Source organism: Thalassotalea sp. Y01 (assembly GCF_012932945.1).
Taxonomy (GTDB): Bacteria; Pseudomonadota; Gammaproteobacteria; order Enterobacterales; family Alteromonadaceae; genus Thalassotalea_A.
Genome location: NZ_JABBXG010000001.1, coordinates 237,251 through 251,433 on the forward strand (window position 1 = coordinate 237,251; position 14,183 = coordinate 251,433).

The 14,183-nt window shown below is 42.8% G+C and carries 12 protein-coding genes; 2 read left to right on the top strand and 10 right to left on the bottom strand.

All coding sequences use genetic code 11. The annotated features are described in order from the left end of the window. Positions 1-8 precede the first annotated feature (8 nt). The 9 genes from HII16_RS00930 to HII16_RS00970 all read right to left on the bottom strand — a co-directional run bounded on the left by HII16_RS00930 (position 9) and on the right by HII16_RS00970 (position 9,984). Positions 9-695 (bottom strand): hypothetical protein, encoded by a 687-nt coding sequence (locus HII16_RS00930; protein WP_169126613.1) that lies wholly within the window; start codon positions 693-695, stop codon positions 9-11. Continuing rightward, complete coding sequence (locus tag HII16_RS00935) at positions 682-1,236, bottom strand: RNA polymerase sigma factor (RefSeq protein WP_169127255.1); 555 nt, start codon at positions 1,234-1,236, stop codon at positions 682-684. Before HII16_RS00935 ends, HII16_RS00930 begins: the two co-directional genes overlap by 14 nt. 69 nt (positions 1,237-1,305) lie before the next feature. Then, positions 1,306-2,220, bottom strand: a complete 915-nt coding sequence (locus HII16_RS00940; protein WP_169126614.1) for a hydrogen peroxide-inducible genes activator — start codon at positions 2,218-2,220, stop codon at positions 1,306-1,308. 130 nt (positions 2,221-2,350) lie between these two features. After that, complete coding sequence (locus HII16_RS00945) at positions 2,351-3,616, bottom strand: inorganic phosphate transporter (RefSeq protein WP_169126615.1); 1,266 nt, start codon at positions 3,614-3,616, stop codon at positions 2,351-2,353. An 11-nt stretch (positions 3,617-3,627) separates the two neighbouring features. Further along, complete coding sequence (locus HII16_RS00950; RefSeq protein WP_169126616.1) at positions 3,628-4,305, bottom strand: TIGR00153 family protein; 678 nt, start codon at positions 4,303-4,305, stop codon at positions 3,628-3,630. A 210-nt stretch (positions 4,306-4,515) separates the two neighbouring features. After that, the gene (gene phoU, locus HII16_RS00955) at positions 4,516-5,229 is read right to left on the bottom strand and encodes a phosphate signaling complex protein PhoU (protein WP_169126617.1); all 714 of its coding nucleotides are present in this window, start codon (positions 5,227-5,229) and stop codon (positions 4,516-4,518) included. Between the two features lie 16 nt (positions 5,230-5,245). Continuing rightward, positions 5,246-6,070 (bottom strand): phosphate ABC transporter ATP-binding protein PstB, encoded by an 825-nt coding sequence (gene pstB / locus HII16_RS00960; protein ID WP_169126618.1) that lies wholly within the window; start codon positions 6,068-6,070, stop codon positions 5,246-5,248. Between the two features lie 58 nt (positions 6,071-6,128). Further along, entirely contained in the window at positions 6,129-7,763 is a 1,635-nt protein-coding gene (gene pstA / locus HII16_RS00965) for a phosphate ABC transporter permease PstA (RefSeq protein ID WP_169126619.1), read from the bottom strand. A gap of 13 nt (positions 7,764-7,776) precedes the next feature. Continuing rightward, positions 7,777-9,984, bottom strand: a complete 2,208-nt coding sequence (locus HII16_RS00970) for an ABC transporter permease subunit (RefSeq protein WP_169126621.1) — start codon at positions 9,982-9,984, stop codon at positions 7,777-7,779. Between the two features lie 369 nt (positions 9,985-10,353). Between HII16_RS00970 and HII16_RS00975 the strand changes: the two genes are divergently transcribed. Continuing rightward, positions 10,354-10,623 carry a hypothetical protein gene (locus HII16_RS00975; protein ID WP_169126623.1) on the top strand — a complete coding sequence of 90 codons (270 nt, stop codon included), beginning with the start codon at positions 10,354-10,356 and terminating at the stop codon, positions 10,621-10,623. Between the two features lie 49 nt (positions 10,624-10,672). Here HII16_RS00975 and HII16_RS00980 read toward each other — a convergent pair whose 3' ends face one another. Next, positions 10,673-11,275 (bottom strand): cupin domain-containing protein, encoded by a 603-nt coding sequence (locus HII16_RS00980; RefSeq protein WP_169127257.1) that lies wholly within the window; start codon positions 11,273-11,275, stop codon positions 10,673-10,675. A 423-nt stretch (positions 11,276-11,698) separates the two neighbouring features. On the opposite strand from HII16_RS00980, the gene HII16_RS00985 reads away from it, so the two are divergent. Beyond that, a complete protein-coding gene (locus tag HII16_RS00985) occupies positions 11,699-14,119 on the top strand; it encodes a DUF11 domain-containing protein (RefSeq protein WP_169126625.1) in 2,421 nt (806 codons plus the stop codon). Positions 14,120-14,183: the final 64 nt, after the last annotated feature.

Genomic DNA, 14,183 nt, shown 5'->3' on the forward strand with positions numbered 1-14,183 from the left:
TCCTGAAATTATGGTTGCTTATTGGAGGTGTCGGGCTTTGCATCAGACGGACCATTAATGCGATAGCCTATGGTTTGTGCCTGAAGTTTATAATCAAGTTGTTGCATTTTTAGTGACTGCTGCAAGTTATCATCTTCACGCGCTTGATTAACAAAACTGACGATATTGGAAATATCTTGCTGACGCTCGGTTCTCGATGCGCTTAGCACATAAGTCGCAAGCTTTAGATTGTTGTCTTGCTGTCTCGATATGATGTCTTGATTAAACTCAGCCATCACCACTTGTTGCTCTTTTGCAAATTCTATTAATCTGGCATTAACCAGTTGCTCGACGTCCGTCGGCATAGATTGACTACCACCAAAGCTCACCAATAAGCCTTGTTCTGTGTTACTTATCTCGACTTTAAATAACACTAACGCGATGGCGAAAATAGACATAGCCATAGACAGTGCAGGCATTGCACGCCACTGCCACCATGGATGTTTTTCATCACTGAATGTCGATTGTTTATCCCATTTAGGCACCGGCTCAGGCTCAAAGGCTAGCGCTTGTTGCTCAATAAACCGGGCACTCGCCAAACGTGCTGCTAATGCCTCGTCTTGGCTAGCAAGCAGCTCTAATTGCTGTGCTTGCTCAATTGATAACTTATTATCGAGCCATAATTCAAATAATGAGTCTTGATCATGCTTGAGCATATTCAACCTCCAAAATATTTTTTAATTTATCTAATGCGGCGTATAAGCGCGATTTAACGGTATTGCTAGAGACGCCGATTTGGTTAGCTATTTCGTCGAAAGTGAAATGATGAAAGAACTTTAACTCTACCACCACCCGTTGATTAACCGATAGCGTTTGCATGGCTTTGCCGAGCGCTTGTGCTTGCGATGTATGCTCGGCACTGGTACTTGGACAATGTTGGTTAGACTCGTCCATCATTTCCGGTTCATCATCTAAAGATAAGGTCGGTTTTCGACGACGATAGTATTCAACACAACGATAATGGGCAATACGATATAGCCAAGTTTTGAATTGACTTTCGCCGCGAAATGAAGACAAGTTGCGAAATACGCTGATGAAGATATCTTGCATCAAATCTAACGCATCATCACGATGCCCTACCATGCGAAGTGCATAATTAAATACCTGACTCTCGTATTGAGCAATAAGCTTCATCCAGGCAGATTTATTGCCATTCTGGGCTTGTTTAATCAGGCTTTGTTCACTGCGCTCAAACAATCTCTTTTCCATTGTTGTTGTCATTTACGCTTATAGTCGACGGGAGTTGCAAAATAGTTTGAAACTTTTTTAATTTTTTTGAAAAAATTGCTGCACAACATCGGCGAGCAGCGCAAAAGATTCCGTTCTTGGGCTGTGTTCTCGCTCAAACATGGCGATTTGTCTGGCGGGCTGTCCCTGTAATAGCGACACGGTAAGATTAGGGTTGTCTGCTAAGCCTTTTTGAATCGCCATCTCAGGCAAAAAGGTAATGCCTTTGTGGTGAATGGTCATTTGCAATAAGGTCGCTAACGACGTTGCGGCAAATGGATTGACTTTGGTTTTATCAACTAACTTGCAGGCCGATAACGCATGATCGGTCAGGCAATGCTCTTCTGATAACAAGAACACCGAATGGTCCGGTATATGTTGAAATGTTTTCTCCTCGATGACTTGCTCCACCAAGAATTTATCTCCCGCCAGATAAAAGGCATCATGACCAAGCTCAGTGACTTTGACCGGACCTGCCGCTTTTGGGTCCACCGGCGTGGCCAATATGGCGATATCAATGTCGCCATTAGCTAGCTGAGTTAATAAGCTATCCGTCGGCGCTTCGGTAATAAATAGCTCTAAGTCAGGAAAACGCTGCTTTACTTCGGTTATCACATCGGTCAACAAGAATGGCGCAATCGTTGGAATACAACCTAAATAGACATGCCCCTTATCGAGCTTACCTTGTGATTGGGAGAACTCTACAAATTCTGATGCTTGTTTTATAAGTTGCTCTGCCATAGCAACAACCGCTTTACCATGTGCAGTGAACACAAAGCTTTTATGGTCGCGCTCAATCAGCTGACAATCGAGTAGCTGTTCTAGTTTAATGATGGCACTGCTCAAGGTTGATTGCGACACAAAACAAGCATCGGCCGCTTTATGAAAGTGTTGATGTTCATTTAAGGCCAGCAGGTACTGGATATGTTTGAGGTTGGGCAGATGTATATTCATCAATTAAATTAATCAAAAATAACATTTAGGAAATATTAATTTAATCTAATAATGCGACTTTTACCAACATTATAAATAAAAAAACCAGGCTAAAGCCTGGTTTTAAATATGCATTACTTAATGTAATTGGTTAGGTGAAAGCACCTTTGATCATCCAGAAGAACATGATCGATAAACCAGCACCTACTGGCAAGGTAACTACCCACGACACCACGATGTTACGTACCACACCTAAGTCGATAGCAGCGATACCACGTGCCATACCGACACCTAGAACCGCACCAACCAGAGTTTGTGTGGTTGAAATCGGTAAACCAGTACCTGATGCAACAACTACGGTACAAGCTGCGGCGAGCTCAGCTGCGAAACCACGGCTTGGCGTAAGGTGAGTTATACCTTTACCAATAGTAGCGATTACACGATGACCGAAAATGGCCAAACCGGCAACAATACCAAAACCACCTAGAGGCAAAATCCACCAAGCTAATGCTGCCTTTGAGGCAATTTCACCTTCGCTTTCAACAACAGATACAACCGCTGCTAATGGACCAATCGCGTTTGCTACGTCATTTGAACCGTGGGCAAATGCCATACAACATGCAGTAATCACCATTAATACGGCAAAGACTTTTTCAACGTTAATATAATCTGCACGGCGACTTTTGGCTGTCTTAAATTTAAGACGAGCGATAAAGAATTTACCGATTATAGCAACGATTACCGCAACACCTATGGCGTACATGTAACCTTCAAACGTACCAATGTCCATACCGATGTGTTTGAGACCTTTCTTGATTGTCACCAAAGACAATACAAAACCGGCTAAAAACATGTACAACGGCACCCATTTACGGGCTTTCTCTAATGGCTTATCGGTATCAAAAATGAGCTTTTGCGCACTATTGAAAATGATGAATGAGAACACACCTGCAATAAGTGGTGTAATGATCCAACTACCAACAATGCCACCGACTTTACCCCATGCTACGGTATCAGGAGATACACCAACAGCGGAGAAACCAACGATAGCACCAACAATTGAATGCGTGGTTGATACCGGCCAGCCCATGTAAGAAGCGATAAGCAACCATGTGCCTGCGGCGAGTAGCGCGGAGATCATACCGAACACTAATTGTTCTGGTATATCGACGAAATATCCGGCGTCAATAATGCCTTTACGAATCGTTGAGGTTACTTCGCCACCGGCAAGGTAAGCACCTGCGAATTCAAAAATCATCGCCACTATGATGGCTTGTTTGATGGTTAAAGCTTTTGAACCAACCGATGTACCCATTGCATTGGCAACGTCGTTTGCACCAATACCCCAGGCCATAAAGAAACCAACGACTGCAGCAAACATAATGAGCACGCTGCCGTGATTAATTAAGATTTCCATTGCAGCGCCCCTTATCTCGCTAACATGATTTCAAGGCGAGCACCAACACGCTCAGCCAAATCAGCTAATTCGCCTACCCATTCGATGATTTGATATAAAAACATCACATCGATCGGGTTAAGCTTATCTTCGATAGCCATAAGATTACGACGTAAGCTAATTTGCATGCTGTCAGTGTCATCTTCAATATTGGCTAATTTTTCAATCATGTTTTCCACAAGGTCAACTTCACGACCACGGAAACCAGTTTCTAGCAGATCATCAAGCTCGTTAATAGCCGCTGCAGCTTGTTTAACAGCATCTAGACAACGATTTACGTAAGCTTCAAATTCTACAAGTAATTGTTCAGGAGCTTCCAATTTGCGACCTAAAACACGACCTGAGATGTCTTTTGCTTTGTTAGCTATTTTGTCTTGTTGACTAACTAACTCAAGCACATCCGTACGTTGGACTGGCATGAAAATGCCGCCAGGTAACTCGTTACGAATTTCTCGTTTTAACTCATCTGCTTCTTTTTCTAGGGTCGAAATTGTTTTTCGAATTTCTTCTGCTCGAACCCAGTCTTGATCAGCACATGCTCTGAAAAATTCAGGAAGGTGTGCAGCACATTCATTTACTTTACGAATATGCTTTTCCAAAGGTTTTATAGGTGATTTTGCGAATACACCTAAGATTGTATTTCCACTCATATTATTTATCCTGCAGTAGTTACTGCTTGATTTAAAAAATCGGCGCTAATATACACTAATTAAGCCTTATTTAACAAAAAAATACCGTCATAAAATCAGATATTTTTACAAGAATAACGTGCTTAGTGCATTTTTTAAACAAAAATAATTAAGCCATACTAGCAGAGCCAATATAGCTTAATAAAATTGTCATTTTTGATCAGACTGTGACTATTGCCCTAATAAGTCTTTAGCCACATCTTCATCAGAAATATGACGTATTACTTTGCCTTTTACAAAGTAGATAACGTACTCACAAACATTTTGACAGCGGTCACCGATACGCTCTAATGCACGCGCAGACCAAATCACCGACATAATTGATGGAATAGAACGAGGGTCTTCCATCATATAGGTCATTAGTTGGCGCATTAATGCTTCATAAGCGCGATCAATACGGTTATCACTTTGATGCACTTTTACCGCGGCATCAAAATCCATTCGAGTAAAGGCATCTAAGGTCTCATGCAATGTCGATAGTGTTAACTGACCTAGGTTTTCCAAACTTAGTAATAGGTCTTGTTGTTTGGCACTGAACTGCTCTAATGCGACTTTAGCTATTTTTTCGGCTTCATCGGCGATACGCTCTAAGTCTGCAATGGTCTTAATAATAACCATCACCAAACGCAGATCACTTGCCGCAGGTTGGCGTTTGGCGATAATGCGTGTGCATTCTTCGTCAATATCCACTTCGAGCTTATTGATTTTGTAGTCACTAGAAAGGACTTTTTGTGCCAATTCTATGTCGCTTTCATGAACCGAGCGCAACGCGTCTTTCAATTGCTGCTCAACCAGCCCCCCCATGGTCATTACATGGTTACGAACAGCGTCTAGTTCCTGATTAAATTGACCGGAAATATGACGGCCAGTATCGATATTTTCCATCGTAGCTACTCCTTAATTAACCGTAACGACCGGTAATGTAATCTTCAGTTTTCTTTTTGCTTGGCGTGGTGAACAAGGTATTAGTATCTGCATACTCAATCAAGTCGCCCATATACATGAACGCCGTTTGGTCAGATACTCGGGCCGCTTGTTGCATGTTGTGCGTTACAATAACCACGGTGTACTTTTCTTTTAAATCGTTGATCAATTCTTCAATCGTCAATGTTGATATTGGATCCAATGCTGACGTTGGTTCGTCTAATAATAGCACTTCAGGCTCAATGGCAATGGCTCGAGCGATAACCAAACGTTGCTGTTGACCACCAGAAAGACCAAGCGCACTGTCATGAATACGGTCTTTTACTTCATCCCAAAGTGCCGCAGCGCGTAGCGAGCGTTCACAGATTTCATCCAATACTCGACGATTGGTTTCGCCAACCAAGCGCACACCGTATACGACATTTTCATAGATGGATTTAGGAAAAGGGTTAGGACGTTGAAACACCATACCCACCTTGCGACGCAGTTGCGCAACATCAACGTGCTTGCCGTAAACATTTTCACCGTGCAAGTCAATTTGACCTTTAATATTACAACTATCAACCAGGTCATTCATACGATTAATACAGCGTAATAAGGTTGATTTACCACAACCACTCGGGCCGATAAATGCGGTTACCTGGCCTTTTGGGATCTTCATTGAGATACCATTAAGCGCTTGTTTATCACCGTAATGTAAGTTTAAGTCTTTAATTTCCAATGCCGTTTGTTCAGGCGTCAAATTGTTGATATCAACGATGTTGCCGCTTGGCATAGCAATTTCTGGTTTAACGTTAATCATGGTTCATAATACTCTGTTAAATAATTCTTAAATTCTGTTCAAAAGCCTGTACTAACAGTTAGTGTTCCAAGGCTTTGTATTTTTCACGTAGGCGGTTACGAATGGTAACGGCCGTCATATTCAGGGCAACGATAATGCTGACCAACAATAACGCGGTTGCATAGACTAATGGTCTTGCCGCTTCTACGTTTGGACTTTGGAAACCAACATCGTATATGTGGAAGCCAAGGTGCATAAATTTACGCTCAAGATGTAAGAATGGGAAGTTACCATCTAACGGTAGCGTCGGTGCCATTTTAACTACACCAACCAACATTAATGGTGCAACTTCACCAGCCGCACGAGCTATCGCTAAAATGATACCGGTCATAATCGCAGGGCTGGCAATCGGAATAATAATACGCCATAAGGTTTCAGCTTTGGTTGCGCCCAATGCTAATGAACCATGACGCATGCTTGATGGAATACGTGACAGGCCTTCTTCGGTAGAGACAATAACCACAGGTAAGGTCAATATCGCCAAGGTAATCGCCGACCATAATACGCCAGGAGAACCAAAAGTTGGGCTCGGTAATGATTCTGGGTAGAAAATCTGATCCAGTGAACCACCAATCATATAAACGAAAAAGCCTAAGCCAAATACACCGTAAACAATCGACGGTACACCTGCCAAGTTAATAACGGCAATACGCAATAATTTAGTAAATGCATTATTACCGGCATATTCATGCAGGTAGATAGCCGCAACCACACCCAATGGCGAAACGATAACAGTCATCAATAATACCATTAACACGGTACCAAAAATTGCTGGGAAGACACCGCCTTCGGTGTTTGCTTCGCGTGGGTCGTCGGCGATAAAGGCACCGATTTGCGCAAAGAACATGCCGAATTTAGCAAAGAACCCCATGTCATTATTAAAGTTAATTTGAATAACCACCTCCAGCGGGATATCGACTTTGCTGCCATCCATTGCACGGACAACAATCTTGTCACGCTTAACCTCATCTCTAAGGGCTGCCAAGCGACTTTCTAACTCTAGGTATTGGTCATTTAACGTTTTTCGGTCCGTAGCGAACTCAGCTTTTTTAGCGTCATTTAGCTTACCATCTAACTCAGCTTTGCGCTCTTTTAAGCGTATGCGTTCAAGTTCATAGTTAATGGCACCAATGTCGACTTTTTGCAGATCAATGATGTCGTCTTGTAAGTCGTTAACACGGTCAATAAAGCTATCTAGTTGATCAACATCAACTTGCTTACCATCCATGTACACTTTTTCAATAAAGCCATAAAAATTACCATTAGTACGTCGCTCAATGACCGCTACTGACTTAGGTTGTGATTGCTCGACAACCATAGGCTCTACTATCCAGCGAAAATCAAGCGGAACCAATTCACGATTACCGGTTTTCACTAGGTAACGAGTAACAAACTCCTCACCTTTTAGATCAAGTTGGGTTTTACCCAGTTGCACTGCCGGCACTTTTTCGGTTTCATATATTTCACCGATAACCGTTGATTTAATGCCATTTGGATCTTGCAATTCAAACTGATGAATGTCTGATGGCCAAAAATATGACAGACCACGGGATGCAATCAAAAACAGCAAGCCCACTACCGAAATCAAGCTTATGGTTACACCGGCGGCACTTAGCCATACCCATGGAGAACCTGATTTAAACCAATTATTCATTGTGAGTTATTCCCTAAAGTGAGCTGTACTTTTCACGTAGACGCTGACGAACAAACTCAGCTAACGTGTTAAAAACAAAAGTGAATACAAATAGAACGAAGGCTGCCAAGAACAAAATACGGTAATGTGAGCTACCGACTTCAGACTCAGGCATTTCAACCGCAATGTTTGCAGACAAGGTACGCATACCTTGGAAGATGGACCAGTCAATTACTGGTGTATTACCGGTAGCCATTAACACAATCATGGTTTCACCAACGGCGCGACCTAAGCCCATCATCACCGCCGAGAAGATACCGGGACTGGCGGTTAACAGCACAACTTTGATTAAGGTTTGCCATTGCGTCGCACCAAGTGCAAGTGAACCTGAGGTTAAATGCTTAGGTACGGAGAAAATCGCATCTTCAGCCATTGAGAAGATGGTTGGTATAACCGCAAAACCCATGGCGATACCAACGATTAGCGAGTTGCGTTGATCAAAGTTAATGCCTAAATCATTGGTTAGATATTGACGCATGTCACCGCCAAACATACCGGCTTCAACCGTTGATGATAAGGCAAACGATAACCAACCAGCAAAAATCAAAAATGGCAATAAAATAAGTGGTGAATACGTTTCTGGGATCATCGCCTTAATTTGCTTAGGTAAGTTATACCAAACATAGGCAACAACAACCGTGGTCACCGGCAAAGTGATCACCAGCATAAACACCGCCGGCAAATGCTCTTCAACTAACGGCGCTAACCAAAGACCAGCCAAGAAACCTAAAATAACCGTCGGTAATGCTTCCATTAACTCGATTGTTGGCTTCACCGTGCGACGCATCATTGGTGGCATAAAGTATGCGGTGTAAATAGCCGCAGAAATGGCAATTGGTACCGCAAATAACATCGCGTAAAATGCTGCCTTCATGGTACCGAATGAAATTGGCATCAATGAGAATTTCGCTTCAAAGTCATCAGAGCCTGACGTTGATTGCCAAATAAAGTCTGGTTCAGGGTAACCTTCATACCAAACTTCTTGCCACAATGCCGACCAGGTCACTTCTGGATGCTCGTTATCAACGTTGATTAACTCGATGCCGTCTGTTGCAGCAACAACCAAACCATTAGCACGCGGCATGATAGTCATTAATTGTTTGCCATTATCAAGCAGCTTACCGGTCCACAACTCAGACTCAGAGGTTGTGTAGTAAATACCAACCATGCCCGATTCCGTCGCAGCAAAAAAGCTCTTGCGATAAAGCTCAGGATAAATCGCCACAACCGCTTCCGACTCACTTACAGTGAATGAACGGATGCGTTTAAATTGACGGCCATCCTTAGCGGCAACTTCAAAATATTGATGAACTTGACCGTCACTGGTGCCGATTAATACCGAGCTAGATCCTGACAGTAATGCCATTGAGGTAATTTGATTATTACTATTGGCAACCGGCTCAAAGTCGGCACGTTTTGGTACGTCCCAATCATCTTCAAAGTCATAAACATCAACACTTTCACCAGCAACCACAAAGGCTGTGGTCATATCAGGTGTAATACCAACAAATTTAATGTTTTCGACATTGTCTTTCACCAGTTGATATTCAGCAGAGTATTCTGGGTCCCAGCTAAAATCGTCTTCGGCAATCAATGAGGTTTTAATCAAACGGTCATCCGTTGTTAATGCCACAAAAGTCGCACGTTCGGCGTCCATGGCAAATGATAATTGCGAAATGGTTTGTTCATCTTCATCAACAATAATCGCCTCTTCACCTAGTGGGTACTCAATACTTGGGTGAATAATGCGCGTATCGCCAATAAACTCGGCACTAAATTTAGGTCTAAACAAGCGAACCGTGCCGTTATCAAGCAGCAATAAATAGTTACCATCATTCATGCTTTGCACCGACGCTAACGCTTCGCCGCTGGCAAGTAAGCCTTGTTCGAGTAACAACTGGTTCGCTTGACGCGAACCGTCTTCTTCGATTTGGAAGAAACGAATAACACCTTGATTATCGATATCGAATGCGATTTCTCGCAGCTCATCGACACCGGCGGCTAACACGTTAGTTGTCGTAGAGGAGACCTTTTGCAAAGGCTCTACCGACGCCGATTCGAAAACTGGCTTAACCACGTATACAAGATATAAGAAGATCAAAACAAGGGTGAACAGTACACTGACTCCACCCGCAGAAATCATCCATTTAGCAAGATTATTTTTAATCTGCCTGGACTTCATCGTTTTTGCTGCTATCGACACAGAACAACCTATCTGATTAATAAATTTTACAACTGCGGCGATTATAAGAAAGAAATATGACAGTTTTGTTACAGGAGTGAAATAAAGCTTAAAAAGGACACAAACAAAACCTACCAAATTTTCAGTAATTTGGTAGGTTACGCAATAAATAAGGGCCAGACGTTGACCTCTTACAAATTTTTAACACGTTAATGTAGCCAAGAAATATGACAAACATTTGACACTTTTATGAATATTAACAATACACTGCCGCACTCTAGCGTTATTTTACGGCTTAAGATAAGGTATAAAAGGTTAACTTGATGTCAATCAAACAGCCTTACTTAAAACACAGTAAGATAACCCCCAATGAACGAAGATAAACAGATTCTCTACCTAAAAATCAGCATTGTCCTTGGCCTGATATTGCTGATCGTGGGTCATTATATTTTAAGTTATAGCGAATTGCCGCAAACCATGGGCATTCAGGGTTTGATATTAGGTGGCGCCTGCATGGCGTTTGGCATTATTTTTTCCCTTCCCACCAAGATGTATCTCACCTTCTTGTTAGTCAAACGGGAAACAGACAAGGCTCCTCACTTAGCAAACATAAAAAAACTTAATAAAAAAGAAAAATAACCAAAACAAAAGTAGTGTGTTTCACTCGATTGGTTTGGCTTACCTTGAACTAATCCATATAGCCAGTTTTAACCAATATAATACAGCCCTGCTCACTAAACGACGTATGTTTTGAATAGCTTGGCGAGCGCAGCCAGGTACCTTTGGGATACTGGCCGTGTTCATCTTCAAACACACCTTCCAGCACCAATATTTCTTCACCGCCTGCGTGCACATGCTCTAAAAAATGTGTGCCCGGCAGCCAACGAACCAAGGCGGTGTGCTCTGTACCATGAGAGTGTAATGGCATCACAGATAACCCTTCTACCCTGCCGGGTAGCCACGCCTGTTCGCGGGTATTGATATTAACGCTCTGTGTGTCGCTTGCCTGAAACTGGTTGAGTTTGACAAACAACTCACAGCCTTGCACACTTTTAGGTGAATGAAAAGAGCCAGGCGGGTTACGAAAGTAGCTGCCTGCAGGATAACTGCCATGCTCATCTTCAAAGACGCCGGCTAAGACAAAAATTTCTTCACCTTTTGGGTGGGGATGAGCGCTAAAGCTGGTACCCGATTCATATTTAACAACACTGGTCGTCAAGCCTGATTCAGCCGCTTCGCGTTCCAGTTTTTTACGCCAAACTCCAACACTTGGCGATGCCTCCCACGCCATATCTTGGCTATTGATCACCAATCGTTTGCTTCTATCTAAATTTAAACTCAAAAAATACTCCAAGTGAAAACTTGTTCACACTGTAACTCAAAGTGTAACAGGTGTAACACCTGTGCGACACGTTAACTTGTTAAATATCAAACACCTATACAAACGTTACAGATTAACTGTTCACCTTCTCTTTTTCCTAACAAATAAAGCCCAAATAAGTATCAAAAAATCAATAGGTTAAATGTTGGTTCAATATTTGCCTATTGCAGATGTGTTTGTGCGCTCGGGTTAGTGCCATTCTCAGCCGCAGAATCGTTTTTATTGTTATTTGGACACAGCTAATCATCACTTTTAAAACGCAATCTGTGGTTCGTTAAGATTCGCGACGCACCAATTTTCGAAATACAAGAGATAAAACAGGATGGAATCACTATGGATATACAAAACAGTAAACGACTGACGCGCACTATTAAAGCGTGTTTGTTTAGTATACCGATTGTTGGTATGCTCAGTATCCCTACAACCAAGGCAGAGATTTTTCCAAATCTTGAATCTGAAAAATGTATGGCTGATGCCTATCTTCTTGAGCCCGGCAATTCTTTGCCCAGTGACGCATTAAACTGTACCGCAAACGATGTTGAAATAACTCAAGTTGATAATATTTCTGTTACGGAATGTACGCCCGGTCAAGTCATAACGTTCAATGCCGACCTTACGGTCCAAACCAATGCAAAAGAGCGGTACGATACCACCTTTTATTTGCCATTAACCGAGCAAAGCCCACAAATGGTGCAGGCCGACCTTGGCACTGGCGCACCAACAGGCGTGGCCTACCCGGATTATTGTTCTATCGCACTACCTAAATCGCCAAATCCAGACGTTGGTGCATACGTTGATATTGATACCGACAGATGTGGTGATATTGAAAAATCAGGTGGCGTTGATTCCTATCAATTAATACAACAACCCGTTACCATGTTGTGTATCGATAAAGATGGCGATAACAGAGCTGACTTTAATTATTGTGCCGCTTGGGACAACATTGAGCGTGATAACTGTACCGAAGCTGCCGATCCATATCCAGGGCAAATCCCAAACACCAAATCGAAGTGTAATTGTGATACCTTCAATATTGATATCTTTATTCGCCCAGATCCACCAATGCCAACCAAAACACCTAGCGGTGTTGTAACAAGACCTGAACCTGGTGGTGCATTTTCATTTGATTACAGCTTTACCAACACAAGCAGTGCCTCATCGCTGTTTATTACCAGCTTGACTGATGAAATTGATATCACTGGCGACGGCAATTACGATGTTTCTGTTGATTTGTGGAGTACACCAGTAACTGCTGGTAGCACAGACGGAATCTACCTCACCGCGAGCACATGTCAAAAACCTGCATCAGGTGAAACAAGTGTCGAAATAGCGCCAAGTGCGACCTATAGCTGTTCCTTTACGGTTACCATTGTCGATACCGACTTACCAAATGATCAAAGTCCGGAAAAATACGATGATACCGTAGTCGCTATGCTAGTAGATAAAAACGGTGCTGGGGTTGGTGATCCAACAACCTGCCCTGTGGGCTTGGCTGCGGCCGCCGATGAAACCTGTAGTGACGTTGAACGAGTCACCGTCACTAATCTACCACCAGATATCAGCGTGACCAAAACGCCAAGTAAGACGTCCGTATTAGAGCCCGGTGAAAATGTTGAATTTACCATAGTGGTTACCAATAATTCAGGCGCATTTGATTCCCCGGTCACCCTAGATACGTTAACAGATAGCGATTTTGGCAATCTAGTCGGTAACGGCGATTGTGCAACCGGTGGCACTATTGCAATGGGCGGCACCTATACCTGTAAATTTACCGAAATGATCAGCGGCGACTTTGGCGATCCAGCTCATCAAAATACGGTAACCGCAATTGCATCTGATAATGAAGGCGATACAGATACGGCGATGAACTCAGCGACGGTATCCTTCACTGATGTCCCATCAATGATTGATTTGGTTAAAACCGTCGAAGATGCGGCTGATGGTACTACCTACATGGTTGAAGAGACCGGTGATAACCCAACCTTGGTTCGTACCTTGAGCTACAAATATCGTTTCAGTGTTGATGGTGCTGGTGTGGATAGTGTGACATTCGATAAACTCGAAGATCTTATTGATACCGCTAACGCAGGTGGCGCTTTAAGCGACTTAACATCTAGTTGTCTGATCACCGAAGACAGTGATGGTGCTGTCGCCAGTGCACCTCTTAGCTCTGGTTACACTTTGCTACCAGGTGAGTGGGCAAGTTGTGAAATTGATCTTGATGTCCAAGGTAACAAAGGCTACACCTGGACAAATGTCGCAAAAATATACGGTACCGATAGCGATGGTGCCATGTTAAATGCCAACGATGACGCTGACGTGCAATTCACCGATGTGCCATTGCAAGTGACTCCTAAAGTTGCCTTTAAGCTTAATGCTTACGTAGTCTTGGCAAATGGCGGGGTTGATAATGTTGATATCACCAACATCAAAATAGGGGGAGTAACACTTGCTGATGGAGCGACGGTTGCCAGTACATTCATAGTTCGCAATGAGTCTGTCAGTGGCTATGCTTATGGTGCAGAGACCAGCTTAAGTTTCTGTAGCTTTGCAGCCGATCCAGATATTTTGGTTGGCGGCACTTATAAGTGTGCATTTACTCTTGAGTTACTGCCAGGATTTGATCCAGCAGGTGCTGATGTTAATGCAGCATTGTCTGGACTTAATGGGCTTGTCATCACGGTTGCAGATGATGATGGCGGTGCGCCTGTAGATATTGTTGTTGATATTACAGTGCAAACAATGGAACCTTAATTATTCAGGTAAATATTAACAATCATTAATCAAAAGCCAGTAAGCATAAACTTACTGGCTTTTT

What these genes read in the sequence shown, in the direction of transcription:
- HII16_RS00975 (WP_169126623.1), top strand. Translation starts at nt 10,354, where the DNA reads ATGAACGAAGATAAACAGATTCTCTACCTAAAAATCAGCATTGTCCTT.
- HII16_RS00985 (WP_169126625.1), top strand. Translation starts at nt 11,699, where the DNA reads ATGGATATACAAAACAGTAAACGACTGACGCGCACTATTAAAGCGTGT.
- phoU (WP_169126617.1), bottom strand. Translation starts at nt 5,229, where the DNA reads ATGGAAAATATCGATACTGGCCGTCATATTTCCGGTCAATTTAATCAG.
- pstB (WP_169126618.1), bottom strand. Translation starts at nt 6,070, where the DNA reads ATGATTAACGTTAAACCAGAAATTGCTATGCCAAGCGGCAACATCGTT.
- HII16_RS00940 (WP_169126614.1), bottom strand. Translation starts at nt 2,220, where the DNA reads ATGAATATACATCTGCCCAACCTCAAACATATCCAGTACCTGCTGGCC.
- HII16_RS00980 (WP_169127257.1), bottom strand. Translation starts at nt 11,275, where the DNA reads ATGGCGTGGGAGGCATCGCCAAGTGTTGGAGTTTGGCGTAAAAAACTG.
- HII16_RS00930 (WP_169126613.1), bottom strand. Translation starts at nt 695, where the DNA reads ATGCTCAAGCATGATCAAGACTCATTATTTGAATTATGGCTCGATAAT.
- pstA (WP_169126619.1), bottom strand. Translation starts at nt 7,763, where the DNA reads ATGAATAATTGGTTTAAATCAGGTTCTCCATGGGTATGGCTAAGTGCC.
- HII16_RS00970 (WP_169126621.1), bottom strand. Translation starts at nt 9,984, where the DNA reads ATGAAGTCCAGGCAGATTAAAAATAATCTTGCTAAATGGATGATTTCT.
- HII16_RS00945 (WP_169126615.1), bottom strand. Translation starts at nt 3,616, where the DNA reads ATGGAAATCTTAATTAATCACGGCAGCGTGCTCATTATGTTTGCTGCA.
- HII16_RS00950 (WP_169126616.1), bottom strand. Translation starts at nt 4,305, where the DNA reads ATGAGTGGAAATACAATCTTAGGTGTATTCGCAAAATCACCTATAAAA.